A 14,792-nucleotide genomic window follows, 5' to 3' on the forward strand; every position below is an offset into this window, starting at 1 on the left:
ATCGTAGGGCGGTCCATCCCGCTCATGCCCCGGAATGCACATGCGCGGCCCAGCTGAGCGGCCGGTCCGGGTGGCGTTCACGCAGCCGCCGCACCGCGTGGTGCAGGGCCAGGGCGGCGGCGGGCGGGGTGCCGGGACCGGCGTCGGCCACCGCGCCGTACACGCCGTGCGCGATCTCGGCCGACGCGTCGTCGTCCACGCGCCACAGGGTGCCGATCACCTGGGAGAAGCCGGCGAGTTGGAGGGAGCCGGCCAGGTGGAGGGCCTCGTCGGGGAGGCGGGCGCCGCCGACGGCGGTCTCGCAGGCCGAGAGGTAGGCGAACTCGGCGCCGGGGAGGTCGAGTCGGGAGACGTCCTGAACCGACAGCGCGCCGCCGGGCAGCAACAGCCGTCCCTCGGAGGGGCGTTCGGGGTCCTGGACGCCGTGGCAGGCGAAGTGGGCCCAGGAGTGGGCGGTGAGCGCGGTGCGTATCGCGTCGGCCCGGGCGGCCTCCCCGCTGAGCAGGGTGCCGCCGACGGCGGCGTGGGCGACGTCCGCCTCGCGCAGGGCGCCGGGGAGCGGGGCGAGGCCGTCGAGTTCGGGAACGGCGACGATCAGCGGGCGGGGGCCGGTGGCGGGGGTGCGGCGGGTGCGGGCGCGCAGCAGGGCGGAGACGCTGGGGGTGTACGAGGACACCACGCGGTCCGGCACCTCCCCGGCGGCGTGCAGCGGCAGGAAGGACAGCGCACCGGCGGGGCACCACCACAGGCGGGGCGGCGGCTCGCCGGGCGGCGGGGGCCCGGTGATGCCGAGGGCGTCGAGGACGGGTGCGGCGACCGTACGCCACAGCCAGTCGAGCACGTCGCCGACGGCCCGCTCGGCGAAGGCGCGGGCGAGACCCGAGCGGGCCGCAGCGGCGGCGGCCGCGAGCAGTGTCTCGGCGCGCTTCCGGGCCTCGGTGTCGGAGTACTCGGGCAGCGGGCAGACCTTCAGGCCGGCCGGGTCGGTGCCGTCGAGCAGCAGGGCGTGGCCGCCGGGGGTGGGGCCGCCGGTGATCACGACGACCGGTCCGTGCGCGCCCGCGGCGAGCAGCCGCTCGGCGCGGGGCGGGCGCAGGAAGTCGCGGAAGCCGTCGCGGGCGCGGATGGTGTCCAGGGTCTCCTGCCACTCGCGGGCCAGCCGGTGGCGGCGGTCGGCCTGCTCGCCGGACATGCCGTCCCCGGCGACCTGGTCCAGGGCCTGCCGCAGTGCCGCCAGCCGGGCCGCCAGCTCCGGCTCGGCGGCGGCCAGCTCGTCCGTCTCGGTGCGCAGTTCCAGCGCCTGGGCGGCGAGCACCCCGCGGCCCGCCTCCAGCAGCTCGAGCGCCTCGGCGGGCCGTCCGGCGGCCAGGGCGATCAGCCCGGCGAACGACCCGGCCCGCGCCACGCGGGCGAGCATCTCCTCCTGGTCGGCCCGGTCGACGCCGCGCCAGGCGAGCAGCGGCAGCATCTCGATGGCGCCGCGGGCCGCGGCCAGTGACCGTTCGGTGTCCCCGGACTCCCGTGCCACGGTGGCCAGTTCCAGCGCGGCCGAGGCGCGCACCAGAGCGGACTGGGCCGGATCGTCGGCGAGTTCCGCGTTCACGGCCAGTTCCTCGTCGCGCACGGCGTCGTGGCTGCCGTCGACGCGGGCGATCTCGCTGAGCGCCCGGGACAGCGCGGCCAGGGCGCTGGCCCGCCACGGCGCCCCGCGCGGCAGCCCGCGCACGGCGGTTCGGGCGGACCGCACGGCCCGGTCCAGGTCGGCCCGCTCGCCGCGCAGCCGGTGCCGTTCCCACAGGGCGTGGGCGTGGCCGGCGTGCAGGGCGGCGGCGCTGTGCTGCGGATCGTCGCGCAGGTCCTCGCGCAGCGCCGCCTCGAAGTGGCGTACGGCGGTGTCGGCGGCCTCGGGCGCGGCGTCGGGCTGCCGGGCGCGGGCGAGGTGGACGGTGCCGAGGGCGTTCAGGAGGTGGGCGCGCCACCGGTGGCCGGGTGTGGTGCCGGCCAGGGCGCGTTCCACCAGGTCCTGGGCGCGGTCGAGTTCGGGGAGGTCGCCGGTCTCGCGGGCGTGTTCGACGATCAGGGTGACCAGGGTGCCGAGGAGCAGGGGGTACTCCGCGCCGAACTCGGGGGTGGACTCGGCGAGTCGCTCGGCCGTGGCGGCGGCCTCGCGGAGGGAGGCGAGGTGCCGGACGCGGGTGTACCGCTCGGTCAGGGCCATGACGAGGCCGGCGGGCAGCTGGGCGGGCACGTCGGCGTCCGGCGGCAGCAGGGCGAAGCCCTCGCGGCAGTGGGCGACCGCGTCGTCGAGCAGGGAGAGGTCGAGGGTGAGCCGGTACCGGTTCACCAGGACCTCCGCCAGCCGGGCGAGGGCACCGGCCCGCTCCGCGGGGGTGCCGGCCAGCTCCAGGGAGCGGCGGGCGGCGGCCTCGGCGGGTCCGAGGTCCCGCGGCCGGGATCCGTCCCCGCGGGCCAGCAGCAGGTCGGTGAGGGTGCCGTGGGCCGGGCCGTCGTCGGCGAAGGCGGCGCCCGGCGCGGTCAGCCGGGTCACCGTGGCGAGGGCCCGCGCGACGACCGCCGGGTCGCCGGACTCGCGGTACTCGTGCAGCGACGCCGCGGCGTACGACGTCACCGCCTCGCGGTGCGGGTGGTCCCCGCTCAGGCCCTCGGCCATCAGCTCCAGGGCGCGGCGGCGGTCGGCGGGGTCGCCGCGCAGCTGGTAGCGGTACTGCAGGTGGCGGCCGAGGTCGGCGGCGTACCGGGCGGGTTCCTCCTCGTACAGCGCCGCGTAGGCCTCGACGGCCTGGTCCAGGATCTCCGGGTCGCGGCGCCGGGCGAAGCGCTGGGTGAGCAGACCGGGGTAGCTGCGCCGGTCGTGGTCGCGGACGAGGTGGTAGTGGGGGTTGGCGCGCATCCTGCCGCGGAGTTCCAGGGCCTCGTCGAGCAGGGTGACGTCCTTGCGTTCCCGGGCGGTGGCCAGGAGGAGGATGCCCGTCGTGGCCGCGGCCTGGGCGAGCCATTCCCTGCTCGTCGGGTCCAGGGCGGCGAGCGCGGAGCGGGCCAGTTCGGGGGCGTCCTCGACGAGGGAGGAGTCCCGCAGCCGGCCGGCGCGGTCGGCCAGGAGCGTGGCGAGGCGGGCGGCGCGTTCGGGCGCGGTGTCCGGGTCGGCGGCGTGGTGGGCGGCGCGGGCGTGGCGGATCGCGGCGTCCTCGTCGGCCGGGTCGGCGTCCCGGGCGAAGCGCTGCTGCGCGAGGTGGGAGAGGAAGTCGTGCAGGATGCCGTGGGCCGAGGGCTGCGGGGGCGGGCCGCTCAGGGCGCGGGTGCCGCAGACCAGGGCGGCGTCCAGGCACCAGGGGCGCAGCCAGTCCGGGGTGGCCTCGGCGCGGGCCCGGACCGCGAGTCCGGTGGCGAGGCCTCCGGCGGCGAGGGCGGCAGCGGCGTCGACCTCCGCCGCCGGGTCGACGAGGGTGCGCAGGGGCGGGGGTGCGGCGGCGGGCTGGAAGCGGTGCAGGACGGCGGTGGTGAGGAGGACGACCGCGAGTTCCGGGGCGTCCTCCTCCGTGTCGGTCGCCTTCGCCGCCGAGGCGAGCAGGGTGGCGAGCGCGCGGGCTTCGACGGGCGGTGGGGGCGGCAGCGGCTTGTCGTCGCGTAACGCGGGCCAGACGGCGCGGAGCGCGTCGCGGTGCGCCTCCAGCAGGGCCCGCAGTCCCAGCGACCTCCACCATCCCGCCATGGCTCCCCCGCCCCTCGGTCCGCTCAGCGCCCGTGACGCCCCGTCAACCGAAGAACACCCCGACCTCCTCGTAGAGTTCCGGGTTCACCCTTTTGAGTTGCGCGGTCGCCTCGGCGATCGGCACGCGGACGATGTCCGTGCCGCGCAGGGCGACCATGGTGCCGAAGTCGCCGTCGCGGACGCAGTCGATGGCGTGCAGGCCGAAGCGGGTGGCCAGCCAGCGGTCGAAGGCGCTGGGGGTGCCGCCGCGCTGGACATGCCCGAGGACGGTCGTCCGGGCCTCCTTGCCGGTGCGCTTCTCGATCTCCTTGGCCAGCCACTCCCCGATGCCGGACAGGCGGACGTGCCCGAAGGAGTCCAGCGACTGGTCCTTGAGGACCATGTCGCCGTCCTTCGGCATGGCCCCTTCGGCAACGACCACGATCGGGGCGTACGACGCCCGGAACCGGGAGGTCACCCAGGCGCACACCTGGTCGACGTCGAAGCGCTGCTCGGGGATGAGGATGACGTTGGCGCCGCCGGCGAGGCCGGAGTGCAGGGCGATCCAGCCGGTGTGCCGGCCCATCACCTCGACGACTAGGACGCGCATATGGGACTCGGCGGTGGTGTGCAGCCGGTCGATGGCCTCGGTGGCGATGCCGACGGCGGTGTCGAAGCCGAAGGTGTAGTCGGTGGCCGACAGGTCGTTGTCTATCGTCTTCGGGACTCCGACGCAGGGGATGCCGTGGTCGCCGGAGAGCCGGGCGGCGACCCCGAGGGTGTCCTCGCCGCCGATCACGATGAGCGCGTCGACCTCCTGTTTGGCCAGGTTCTCCTTGATCCGGCGGATGCCGGTGTCGTCCTTGAGGGGGTTGGTGCGCGAGGAGCCGAGGATGGTGCCGCCGCGCGGGAGGATGCCGCGTACGGCGGGGATGTCCAGGCGCGTGACGTCGCCCTCCAGGGGGCCGCGCCAGCCGTCCCGGTAGCCGGTGAAGTCGTAGCCGTACTCCTGCACGCCCTTGCGGACGATGCCCCGGATGACGGCGTTGAGCCCGGGGCAGTCGCCGCCTCCGGTCAGTACTCCGACCCGCATGGAAAGTCCCTTCGCCGGGTTGCCGTAAGCCATGCCGTGCGGTGTTCCGTACGAGCAGGCTAGGGGTGACCCAGGTCACTTCGGCAGGGTCCGGGAGGGCGGTTCCGGTGCGGTGTCAGCCGGTCGGCCGAAGGGCCGGCCGCGCGCCCTACTCCTCGTCGAGGCCGCGCTCTATCGCGTACCGCACCAGCTCCACGCGGTTGTGCAGCTGGAGTTTGCCGAGGGTGTTCTGGACGTGGTTCTGCACCGTGCGGTGCGAGATGACCAGGCGTTCGGCGATCTGCTTGTAGCTCAGGCCCTTGGCGACCAGGCGCAGCACCTCGGTCTCCCGCTCGGTCAGCCGGGGCGCGCCCGGCTGGTCGGCGTCGGGGGCGGGCGCGGGCTCGGAGGCGAGCCGCCGGTACTCGCCGAGGACCAGGCCCGCGAGGCCCGGGGTGAACACCGGGTCGCCGACGGCCGTACGGCGCACCGCGTCCAGCAGTTCCTCGGTGGACGCCGACTTCAGCAGATAGCCCGTCGCGCCGGACTTCACCGCCTCCAGGACGTCGGCGTGCTCCCCGCTCGCGGACAGCACCAGGACGCGCAGCGCGGGGTTGGCGGCGACGACCTCCTTGCAGACCTGGACGCCGGGCTTGGCGGGCAGGTTCAGGTCGAGGACCAGCACGTCGGGGGCGGCGGCCCTGGCGCGGCGCACGGCCTGGTCGCCGTCGCCCGCGGTGGCGACCACCTCGAAGCCGTTCTCGGTCAGATCGCGGGCGACGGCGTCGCGCCACATGGGGTGGTCGTCGACCACCATGACCTTGATCGCGTTCTGCTCGCTCATCGCTTCCCCCGTGCCGTCGATTCGCTCTTCGGGACCTTCAGTTCCACCTCGGTGCCCTGCCCGGGCGTGGAGATCAGCTCGGCGCGGCCGCCCAGGTCGCGCAGCCGTCCCCGGATGGACAGGGCCACACCCATCCGCCCCTCGCCCTCGGCCTGGGCCAGGCGCCCCTCGGGGATGCCGGGGCCGTCGTCCCGCACGGTCACGATCACCTCGTCGGGTTCGTCCTCGATGAGGATCCACGCGCGCGCGTGCTCCCCGGCGTGCCGCTCGACGTTGTCCAGGGCGGCGCCGACGGCCGCGGCCAGCTCCCGGGCGGCGTCCGCCGGCAGGGCGACCGGGGCGCCGGGCTCGGCGACGCTGACCCGGGCACCGGCGTACGGCATCAGCAGCGCCCGCAGATCGACGGGCCCGTCGTCGCTCTCGTCCGGCTCCTCCACGGCCCGTACGACCGCGCCCTGGGCGGCGTCCTCCGAGACCCGGGAGACCGGCACCAGGCCGCCGGAGACCAGGGTGCGCAGGGCCACCTCCTGCTCGCCGGCCAGCCGGCCCAGCTCGGCCGCCTCGCCGCCGAGGGCGGCGCCACGGCGCTTCACCATCGCCAGCACCTGGAGCACGCTGTCGTGGATGTCCCGGGCGAGCCGCTCCCGCTCCCGGGTCGCGGCCTCGATCTCCAGGGCGCGGGCGAGGGTGCGCTCGGAGGCGCGGGCGACCTCGACGACGTAGCCGATGGCGATGGAGGCGACCCAGACGAGGATCACCGCGTGGACGGTGTCGCGGGTCGGGGAGCCACGGTGCACCAGGTTGGCGACGGCGACCAGCGTGGAGGCGAAGGCCGCCCAGCGCCACCCGCCCTTGATGGCGAACGCCAGCACGGAACCGGCCGTCCATATCGACGGCAGCGTCGGACTGCCCGACTCGATGTGCGCGGACGAGTCGGCGAACCGGGTGAGCAGGATGCCGACGAGGGCGATGGCGAGGTCGGCGGTGAGGAAGCGCTTGGTGCAGGCGGCGGCGTTCGCGACCTTGGGCAGGGTCGCGAAGGTTCACACCGTCAGTGCGGCGAAGTAGGCGATGGCGACCCAGGGGCGGGCGAACTCGTCGTAGGCGCTGACGAACAGCCCGATCGCGTACAGCAGGGTGAGGGTCCGGTACCCCATGAGCGCACGCCACAGCGGCTGCTCGACCGACATCCTCATGACTCTCTCGCGCTTGGCCATGCCCCCACCCCGCCTGTGTCCCCGCCCCCGCCTCGGACCGACGCCGCCTCCGACCGACGCCTCCCAGGATCGACGCTTCCTAGGAGCCGGGCCGTTCCTCGTCCGTCCGCTCCCGGTGCGCCTTCTCCTTGTCGGCCTGGTCCTTCTCGGCCTGCGCGAGCGCGGCCTTCGCCGCCTTCGCCGCCTCCTTCTCGGCCTTGGCCGCCTCCGCGATCTGCCGCTTGGCGGCGGTCGCGTACATGTCGACGTACTCCTGGCCGGAGAGCTTCATGATCTCGTACATGACCTCGTCGGTCACCGCGCGGAGCACGAACCGGTCGTGCTCCATGCCCTGGTAGCGGCTGAAGTCCAGCGGCTTGCCGATGCGGATCCCGGGACGCATCACCTTGGGGACGACCTTGCCAGGCGGCTGGATCTTCTCCGTGTCGATCATGGCGACCGGAATGACGGGCGCGCCGGTGGCGAGCGCCACGCGCGCGAGGCCGCCGGGCTTGCCCCGGTAGAGCCGGCCGTCGGGCGAGCGGGTGCCCTCCGGGTAGATCCCGAACAGCTCGCCGCGCTCGATCACCTCGATGCCGCTCTTGATGGCCGCCTCGCCCGCGCCGCGCGCGCCGGAGCGGTCCACGGGGAGCTGGCCGACGCCCTTGAAGAACGCGGCGGTGAGCCGGCCCTTGATGCCCGGGGTGGTGAAGTACTCCGCCTTCGCGATGAAGGTGACCTTGCGGTCGAGCACCGCGGGCAGGAAGAAGGAGTCCGAGAAGGACAGGTGATTGCTCGCGAGGATCGCGGGGCCCTCGGCGGGAACGTTCTCCAGGCCCTCCACCCAGGGCCTGAAGACGAGCTTCAGCGAACCCCCGATGGTGACCTTCATCGCGCCGTACAACAACCGAGTGCCTCCTGTGTCTGTCGATCAGACCTTAACCCGGAGGCCGGTCCGGGTACGCCCTCAGGGCCCGGCGACCCTGGTCGGTGTCAGTGCCGTCGCGTACGGTGAAGCAACACCTGGACACGTTTCACGCCCGTTCCGACGAAAACCTGAGATGAACAGGAGACCGAAGGTGCCGGTCCTTCCTGGAGCCGAGCCGTACCGCCACGAGGGCGGAGAGGTCGGCGTCCTGCTCTGCCACGGCTTCACCGGTTCCCCGCAGTCGCTGCGCCCCTGGGCGGAGTATCTCGCCGAGCGCGGCCTGACCGTCGCCCTGCCGCTGCTCCCCGGGCACGGCACCCGCTGGGAGGACATGCAGCTCACCGGCTGGCAGGACTGGTATGCCGAGGTGGACCGCGAACTGCGCGCGCTGCGCGAGCGCTGCGCCCGGGTCTTCGTGGCCGGGCTGTCGATGGGCGGCGCCCTCGCGCTCCGGCTCGCGGCCCGGCACGGCGACGCGATCAGCGGCGTGGTGGTCGTCAACCCGGCGAACAAGGTGCACGGGCTGTCGGCGTACGCCCTGCCGGTCGCCCGCCACCTGGTCCGCACCACCCGGGGCATCGCCAGCGACATCGCCAAGCCGGGCAGCGTGGAGATCGGCTACGACCGGGTGCCGCTGCACGCGGCGCACTCCCTGCGGAACTTCTTCCGGGTCGTCGACGGCGAGCTGCCCCAGGTCACCCAGCCGCTCCTGCTGCTGCACAGCCCGCAGGACCATGTGGTGCCGCCCGCCGACTCGGCCCGCATCCTCAGCCGGGTCTCGTCCACGGACGTGACCGAGCTGCTGCTGGAACAGAGCTACCACGTCGCGACGTTGGACCACGACGCGGACCGGATCTTCGAGGAAAGCCTGGCGTTCATCGGCCGGCTCGCACCCAGTGTCGCCGGCAAGGAAGGGACGGCCGCAGGTGGCTGAGCACGACTCGGAGCGCGAGGACCGCGAGCGCCGGGAGGACCGGGAGCGCTCGGCGGCGGGAGAGAGCGGCGCGGGCCGCCCGGGCGGCGAGCCCGAGGAGCAGTCGGTGCCGTTCGACGAGGACGCCGCCTGGGCCGCGATCGTCGCGGGGTACGGCGAGGAGCCGCCGGATCCGCCGGGCGCCAAGCCGTTCAAGTCGGTGGAGGACCTGGCCCTGCTGGAGTCCGAGACGAACGACAGCGAGGGCGAGGCGCCGAGGAAGAAGGAGGAGGAGGCACCGAAGCCGCTGGGCAGCTCCGTCTCCTTCGCCCCCGGCATCGGCGGCGGCCCCCGCGACTACGCGGTGCCGGAGCCGGCCGAGGAGGACTTCGACGAGGACGACGAGGGCCACTTCGTCCCGCCGGAGCCGCCCCCGCTGCCCGCCGCCGACGCGACCGCCAAGTTCGCCTGGCTGGCGGTGATCGGCGGCCCGGTGCTGCTCCTGCTGGCGGTCCTGCTCGGCTGGGACATGACCTGGTGGCTGGCCACCCTCGGCATCGGCGGCTTCCTCGGCGGCTTCGCCACGCTGGTGACGCGGATGCGCACGGACGAGGAGGACGACGACGATCCGGGCCGCGGGGCGGTCGTCTGACCGGTGACCTGTCCGGCCGGGCTGATCACCGGCTCGCCGGGATTCTGAGGGCGGCAAGGACCGGGAGGTGGTCCGTGGCCGCCCTCAGGTCGTTCTCCGAGACCCCCGGATGACCGAGGGGCACCCCGCACCCCAGCACCTCGACGCCCTTCGTCACGAAGATCGCGTCGATGCGCTGATGGGGATCGGCGGGGGTGGAGGTGAACTCGCCGCCCCAGGGAGTGGTGGCCCAGCAGTCCCGCAGCTCGGCGGCGAGCCGCCGGAAGGTCCGCCCGCCGGGCCGCTCGTTGAGATCGCCGCCCACGACCGCGTGTTCCATCCCCATCGCCGCGAGCCGGTCGAGCACCATGCCGCCCTGCTCGTAGCGCTCGTCCTTCTGCAGGCTGAGATGGCAGCTCACCACCCCCAGCCGGGCGCCCCCGAACCGTACGACGGCGGTCGCGAGGCCGCGCCGGTGCAGACCGGGGGTGAGCGGCAGCAGTACGTCCTCGGTGCGCTCGACGGTGGCCCGCAGCGAGCAGAGCAGGGCGGGCCCGGCGGCCGTACCGCCCCCGGAGAGGATCACCAGATCGGCGGCGCGGGCCAGCCGGGCCAGCTTCTTGCGCCAGCGGAAGAACCGGGGCGCCTCCTGCACCAGCACCAGATCCGGGGCACAGGCGGAGATCACACGGGCGAGGGCGTCGGTGTCGTCCCGCATCGACCGGATGTTGTAGCTGAGGACACGGATGACGGCGGAACCGTCGGCTTCGGTGCGGGAGTTGGGCAGCGGCGAGGTCGAATTGGCCATGCTGCCGAAGTTACGCCCGGGGGACTCCCTCAGGGGCGCGGGGCTGTATCCGACATGCGGCTCCGCCGCGGGGGCGCGACAAGCCACGATTCACCCGCAGCCCGAATCGCGCAGAACCCCCGCGGCGAACCCGCACTCACATGACCGGGTCAGGCTCCCGAGCCAGGTCGGCCGCCCCGACCAGCCCCGCCTTGTTCCCCAGCTGCGCAGCGATCACCTCGGCCACCGGCCGCCAGTTGCCGCCCACCAGCCACCGCTTGTACGACTTGCGGATCGGGTCGAGCACCAGCTCGCCCTCGTCCGACAGACCGCCGCCGACGATGAACGCGGACGGGTCGAACAGCGACGCGAGGTCGGCGAGGCCGGCGCCGGCCCAGCGGGCCAGCTCGCGGTAGGAGTCGACGGCGACCGGGTCGCCCTGCCGGGCGGCCATGGAGATGTGCTTGCCCTCGATGCCGTCGGGAGTGCCGTCGCCGAGCGAGAGCAGCAGCTCCGCGCGCTCGGGGGTGGCGTTGGCGCGCTGCTTGGCGTAGCGGACCAGGGCGCGGCCGGAGGCGTACTGCTCCCAGCAGCCCTGCGAGCCGCAGCCGCACAGCAGGCCGTCCGGCACCATCCGGATGTGGCCGAACTCGGCGGCCACGCCGAAGTGGCCGCGGCGCAGCTTGTTGCCGATGATGATGCCGCCGCCGAGGCCGGTGCCGAGCGTGATGCAGATGACGTTGCGGTGGCCCTTGCCGGCGCCGAACTTGTACTCGCCCCAGGCGGCCGCGTTGGCGTCGTTCTCCACGACGACCGGGAGGCCCACGCGGGCCTCGACCTTCTCCTTCAGCGGCTCGTTGCGCCAGTCGATGTTCGGCGCGAAGTAGACCGTCGAGCGCTGACGGTTGACGTAGCCGGCGGCGCCGATGCCCACGCCGACGATGTCGTGACCGGCGCGCGCGCCCTCCACCGCCGAAGCGATGGCGTCCACGATGCCCTCGGGCGTGCCCGGGGTCGGCACCTTGTGGGTCGAGAGGATGTTGCCTTCCTCGTCGACCACGCCGGCCGCGATCTTCGTGCCGCCGATGTCGACGCCGATGGTGAGTCCCATGAATCCCTCAGTTTCGGTCGAGCCCCGCTACGGCCAACCGTACCCGAGGCCCTGCGGTCAGGGTCCCGTCGTCCGCCCGGAGGGCGGGCCCGGCGGCGGCGATGGGGGTCCCTCCCGCGCGAGCGCAGCCGAGAGCCTGAGGGAGTCGGGGCCGGCTCAGTCGAGGTCGATGCGTTGGCCTGGGCCGGTGCCCTCACCCGGGTCCCGGCGGGGGTCGGACGGCTCGTCCAGCTCCTCTGTCCCCGCCGTCCCTGTCGTCCCGCTGGTCCAGCGGTGTTCCTGGTTCTGCACGGCGGAGCGGTAGGCGGCCAGGAGTTCCTGGCCGGCCGCGGCCAGGTGGTCGAAGACGTCCGGGTTGCGTTCGATGACCGGTTCGACGGCCGCCTTGGCCTGCTCGACGACCTGCTGCACCACCTGCTGGGCGGCCGGCCCGGCGACCGCCCCGAAGAGCGGTGACTGGAGCCCGGCCAGCTTGTCCAGGGCGGTGTCGACGAACTTGCGCAGCTCCTCGGCGGCGGAGCCGGGCGGCGGTCCCTGCCGGACCCGGCGGCGGGCCTTCTCCGCCTCCAGGTCCTCGGCGCAGGCGGTCGCCCAGGCGTCCGGGTCACCCGGCGGGCGGAGATCGTCGGCCGCCTGCTCCTGAGCCGCGTCGTGGTGGGGGCGCTCTTCGCTCATGGCGGACTCCTGACTACGTTTCGTCCCTACGACGTTACCCGAACGGGCGCAACGGCTTCACCGGCTCGTCGGCCACAGCCCCGGGTCCGGGGCGAACCGCACGCGCAGCTCGCCGTCGACCAGGCCCGCCCCGTCGACGGTGCAGCGGCGCAGCGCGGACGGCAGCGGAACGATTCGGCGGAACGGCCCGACGGTGATGACGAGTTCGTCGCCGCGCCGGATGAGGTCGAGGTCGTCACGGACCGCGCCGGGGAGCGGGATGTGCCAGACGAGGACGCCGTCCTCGGACAGGCGGTCGGTGACGGGCCACGCCACCGTGGCAGGCCCGGCACCGGGGCCGGGCACGGTGAGCGCGGCCAGGTCGTCGGTGCCGCGCGGGTCGTGGCCGAGGTGCGGGACGGCATGGACGGCGTACGACTGCTGCCACTCCGCGATGACCTTGCGCTGCTGGGCGAGCGGGCCGGCCAGCCAGCCGTCGGCCTCGCCGCGCGGCTCCGGGAGGACCCGGTTCGCGAGCAGCGCGTCCGGGCGGTGGCCGCGGAGGGCCAGGCCGAGGGTGGCGAGGTGGACGGCGTCGGCGCCGGCCGGGGTGGGTTCGGCGACCAGGCGGACATGGGTGGTGCGGTCGGCGAGGACGGCCGCCACGGCGGCGAGTTCGACGTCCCAGCGGGCCGCCGTGTCGTACAGCCACTCCGCCGGCATGGGGACGCCGGCCAGCCGGCCGAGGACGGGGCGCAGGGCGCGGGCCGCCTGGCGTTCGGGCGGGAGCAGGCGGCGCAGGTAGCGGCGGAGTTCCTCGGGGAGGGAGAGGAGGGCGAGGGCCCGCGGGGCGGGCGGCAGATCGACGACGACCAGGTCGTGGGCCTCGGAGAGGGTGGCGTCGCGCAGGGCGCGCAGGACGGCGAGTTCCTCGGCGCCGGGCAGCGGGGTGACCTCCTCGGGGTCCAGGCGGGCGGCGCCGAGGAGGTCGAAGGCGGCGGAGGCGCGGTCCTGGAAGGCGGCGAGGTCGTCCCGGAAGGCGGCGGTCGCGTCGGGGCGCCAGGCGGTGAGGGCGGGGGTGATGCGCACCGGGGAGGGGCCCGTGGAGGTGCCGAGGACCGCCCCGAGGGTGTCGGTGCGGTCGGTGCCGAGGAGGAGGGTGCGGGTGCCCTCACGGGCGGCGGCAAGCGCGGTGGCGGCGGCGAGGGTGGTGCGGCCGGTGCCGGACTGGCCGGTGATCAGGAGGGTGCGCATGGGGGTGAACGGTACAGAAGCCGACGTCGGCCAGGCGGCACGCATGCCCGCGGCTTGCGGCGACGCGGGCGACTGTACCCATCCAACGGGCGCGGGGAACTGCGCGACCAGCCACACACCACCCGCAGACGGCAGATCGCCGCACAACCCCACCCGGTAGCCGCTACAGCCCCGACTCCACCCGCTTCTTCAGCCCCGCCAGCGCCCGGTCGATGATGACCTTCTCCGCCTTGCGCTTGATCATGCCGAGCATGGGGATCTTGACGTCGACGGTGAGCTGGTACGTCACCTCGGTCGTCGTGCCGTCGCCCGCCGGCTTCAGCAGGTAGGAGCCGTCGAGGGAGCGCAGCATCTGGGACTTGACCAGGGTCCAGGAGACCTCGTGGTCGCCGGTCCAGGTGTAGGCGAGCGTCTGGTCGTCCTTGATCGCACCCGCGTCCATGACCAGCCGGACCTGCTCGGCACGGCCCTGCTCGTCGGTCTTGAGGACCTCCGCCTCCTTCACCTCACCGGTCCAGTCCGGGTAGCGGGCGAAGTCGGCGATGACCGCCATGACGTCGGCCGGTGCCGCCTCGATCGTGGTGCTCGAGCTGGTGTGTTCCGCCATCGCCGTGGCTCCTCCAGATGCGGGCCGGTAGTGAGGAAATGTGCGCACGTGTGTGCCGCGTGAAGGCTACCGCGCGGTGACCGTGCCGACGTCACCCGTACCCGCCGCCGTATCGGCTCCCGTGTCCGCCTCACCTGCGGGGAACCGGCCCGCCCCTCACCACTCCAGGACCCAGGGCCGCCCCGTGCCCGCGAAGTGCCCCACGTTCACGCACTCGGTCGCCCCGATCCGCATCCGCCGGACCAGCGGCTGGTGGACGTGGCCGAAGAGGGCGTAGCGCGGTCGGGTGCGCCGGATCGCCTCCAGCAGCGCCTTGCTTCCGCGCTCGAAGCGGCGCGCGACTGTGTCGTACACCAGCTCCGGGACCTCCGGCGGTATGTGGGTGCACAGCACGTCGACCTCGCCGACCGCCTCGATCTTCGCCGCGTACTCCTCGTCGCTGATCTCGAACGGGGTCCGCATCGCGGTGCGCAGGCCGCCGCCGACGAAACCGAAGACCCGGCCGCCGATCTCGACGCGCTCGCCGTCCAGGACGGTGGTGCCGGGTCCGGCGTACTCCTTCCACAGGCGCGGCATGTCGACATTGCCGTACGTGGCGTACGTCGGTGTCGGGAAGGCGGCGAACAGCTCGGCGTACTGCGCCCGCACGGCCCGCTCGATCACCTCGGCCCGGTCTCCGTCGATCCCCGACCACAGCCGGGCACCCAGCTCGCGGGCCTCGTCGAAGCGGCGGGCGGTGCGCAGGTCGATCAGCCGGCGGGCGTTCTCGGCGCCGAAGAGGTCGGGGAAGATGCCGCGCGCGTGGTCGGCGTAGTCGAGGAAGAGGATCAGATCGCCGAGGCAGATCAGCGCGTCGGCGCCCTCGCCGGCCCGGGCCAGGTCCGTCGCGTTGCCGTGCACGTCGCTGACGACGTGCACGCGGTGGGTGCGGGTCCCGCGGTTTCCGACCGGTGTGGGTGACATGGTGATCAAGCGTAGGCGTGTGCGGCAAACGTGAACAGTAGCGGCCGGACCTGCGATTACTCGCCAGTCGGGAGGGGCGTGGACTACTGTGCGCGAAGTAGCAGCAATCCGTGTGACGCAGCG

Annotated in this window: 12 protein-coding genes and 1 pseudogene; 2 read left to right on the forward strand and 11 right to left on the reverse strand. The window is 74.1% G+C overall.

Features of this window, described 5'->3' with window-relative positions:
- Nucleotides 1-22: 22 nt before the first annotated feature.
- From ACZ42A_RS01040 to ACZ42A_RS01060, 5 genes and pseudogenes are all read right to left on the reverse strand, one after another.
- Nucleotides 23-3,730 (reverse strand): CHAT domain-containing protein, encoded by a 3,708-nt coding sequence (locus ACZ42A_RS01040; protein ID WP_468525001.1) that lies wholly within the window; start codon nt 3,728-3,730, stop codon nt 23-25.
- A 43-nt stretch (nt 3,731-3,773) separates the two neighbouring features.
- The gene (locus ACZ42A_RS01045; RefSeq protein WP_468525002.1) at nt 3,774-4,802 is read right to left on the reverse strand and encodes a 6-phosphofructokinase; all 1,029 of its coding nucleotides are present in this window, start codon (nt 4,800-4,802) and stop codon (nt 3,774-3,776) included.
- A gap of 148 nt (nt 4,803-4,950) precedes the next feature.
- On the reverse strand, nt 4,951-5,625 hold the full coding sequence (locus tag ACZ42A_RS01050; RefSeq protein WP_468525003.1) for a response regulator: 675 nt from the start codon (nt 5,623-5,625) through the stop codon (nt 4,951-4,953).
- Nucleotides 5,622-6,842, reverse strand: a pseudogene (macS, locus tag ACZ42A_RS01055) (MacS family sensor histidine kinase). The gene ACZ42A_RS01050 and the pseudogene macS overlap by 4 nt, the downstream one beginning before the upstream one ends.
- A 79-nt stretch (nt 6,843-6,921) precedes the next feature.
- Complete coding sequence (locus tag ACZ42A_RS01060) at nt 6,922-7,713, reverse strand: lysophospholipid acyltransferase family protein (RefSeq protein ID WP_468525004.1); 792 nt, start codon at nt 7,711-7,713, stop codon at nt 6,922-6,924.
- 187 nt (nt 7,714-7,900) lie between these two features.
- Here ACZ42A_RS01060 and ACZ42A_RS01065 point away from each other — a divergent pair, with 187 nt between their 5' ends.
- Nucleotides 7,901-8,683 carry an alpha/beta hydrolase gene (locus ACZ42A_RS01065; RefSeq protein ID WP_468525005.1) on the forward strand — a complete coding sequence of 261 codons (783 nt, stop codon included), beginning with the start codon at nt 7,901-7,903 and terminating at the stop codon, nt 8,681-8,683.
- Nucleotides 8,676-9,314, forward strand: coding sequence for a hypothetical protein (locus ACZ42A_RS01070; protein WP_468525006.1), 639 nt, complete (start codon nt 8,676-8,678; stop codon nt 9,312-9,314). The genes ACZ42A_RS01065 and ACZ42A_RS01070 overlap by 8 nt, the downstream gene beginning before the upstream one ends.
- 25 nt (nt 9,315-9,339) lie before the next feature.
- Here ACZ42A_RS01070 and ACZ42A_RS01075 read toward each other — a convergent pair whose 3' ends face one another.
- The 6 genes from ACZ42A_RS01075 to ACZ42A_RS01100 all read right to left on the reverse strand — a co-directional run bounded on the left by ACZ42A_RS01075 (nt 9,340) and on the right by ACZ42A_RS01100 (nt 14,669).
- Nucleotides 9,340-10,101, reverse strand: a complete 762-nt coding sequence (locus ACZ42A_RS01075; protein ID WP_468525007.1) for an endonuclease/exonuclease/phosphatase family protein — start codon at nt 10,099-10,101, stop codon at nt 9,340-9,342.
- A gap of 136 nt (nt 10,102-10,237) precedes the next feature.
- Nucleotides 10,238-11,191 (reverse strand): ROK family glucokinase, encoded by a 954-nt coding sequence (locus tag ACZ42A_RS01080; protein WP_468525008.1) that lies wholly within the window; start codon nt 11,189-11,191, stop codon nt 10,238-10,240.
- Between the two features lie 156 nt (nt 11,192-11,347).
- On the reverse strand, nt 11,348-11,866 hold the full coding sequence (locus ACZ42A_RS01085) for a DUF5304 domain-containing protein (protein WP_468525009.1): 519 nt from the start codon (nt 11,864-11,866) through the stop codon (nt 11,348-11,350).
- 57 nt (nt 11,867-11,923) lie between these two features.
- Complete coding sequence (locus ACZ42A_RS01090) at nt 11,924-13,099, reverse strand: ArsA family ATPase (RefSeq protein WP_468525010.1); 1,176 nt, start codon at nt 13,097-13,099, stop codon at nt 11,924-11,926.
- Nucleotides 13,100-13,262: 163 nt separating this feature from the next.
- On the reverse strand, nt 13,263-13,706 hold the full coding sequence (locus ACZ42A_RS01095) for an SRPBCC family protein (protein ID WP_468525011.1): 444 nt from the start codon (nt 13,704-13,706) through the stop codon (nt 13,263-13,265).
- Between the two features lie 156 nt (nt 13,707-13,862).
- Nucleotides 13,863-14,669 (reverse strand): metallophosphoesterase family protein, encoded by an 807-nt coding sequence (locus tag ACZ42A_RS01100; protein WP_468525012.1) that lies wholly within the window; start codon nt 14,667-14,669, stop codon nt 13,863-13,865.
- Nucleotides 14,670-14,792 lie beyond the last annotated feature (123 nt).

The organism is Streptomyces sp. NPDC030838, assembly GCF_055572035.1.

Coding starts and splice junctions, on each gene's coding strand:
- ACZ42A_RS01040 (WP_468525001.1), bottom strand. CDS start 3,730: ATGGCGGGATGGTGGAGGTCGCTGGGACTGCGGGCCCTGCTGGAGGCG.
- ACZ42A_RS01045 (WP_468525002.1), bottom strand. CDS start 4,802: ATGCGGGTCGGAGTACTGACCGGAGGCGGCGACTGCCCCGGGCTCAAC.
- ACZ42A_RS01050 (WP_468525003.1), bottom strand. CDS start 5,625: ATGAGCGAGCAGAACGCGATCAAGGTCATGGTGGTCGACGACCACCCC.
- ACZ42A_RS01060 (WP_468525004.1), bottom strand. CDS start 7,713: ATGAAGGTCACCATCGGGGGTTCGCTGAAGCTCGTCTTCAGGCCCTGG.
- ACZ42A_RS01075 (WP_468525007.1), bottom strand. CDS start 10,101: ATGGCCAATTCGACCTCGCCGCTGCCCAACTCCCGCACCGAAGCCGAC.
- ACZ42A_RS01080 (WP_468525008.1), bottom strand. CDS start 11,191: ATGGGACTCACCATCGGCGTCGACATCGGCGGCACGAAGATCGCGGCC.
- ACZ42A_RS01085 (WP_468525009.1), bottom strand. CDS start 11,866: ATGAGCGAAGAGCGCCCCCACCACGACGCGGCTCAGGAGCAGGCGGCC.
- ACZ42A_RS01090 (WP_468525010.1), bottom strand. CDS start 13,099: ATGCGCACCCTCCTGATCACCGGCCAGTCCGGCACCGGCCGCACCACC.
- ACZ42A_RS01095 (WP_468525011.1), bottom strand. CDS start 13,706: ATGGCGGAACACACCAGCTCGAGCACCACGATCGAGGCGGCACCGGCC.
- ACZ42A_RS01100 (WP_468525012.1), bottom strand. CDS start 14,669: ATGTCACCCACACCGGTCGGAAACCGCGGGACCCGCACCCACCGCGTG.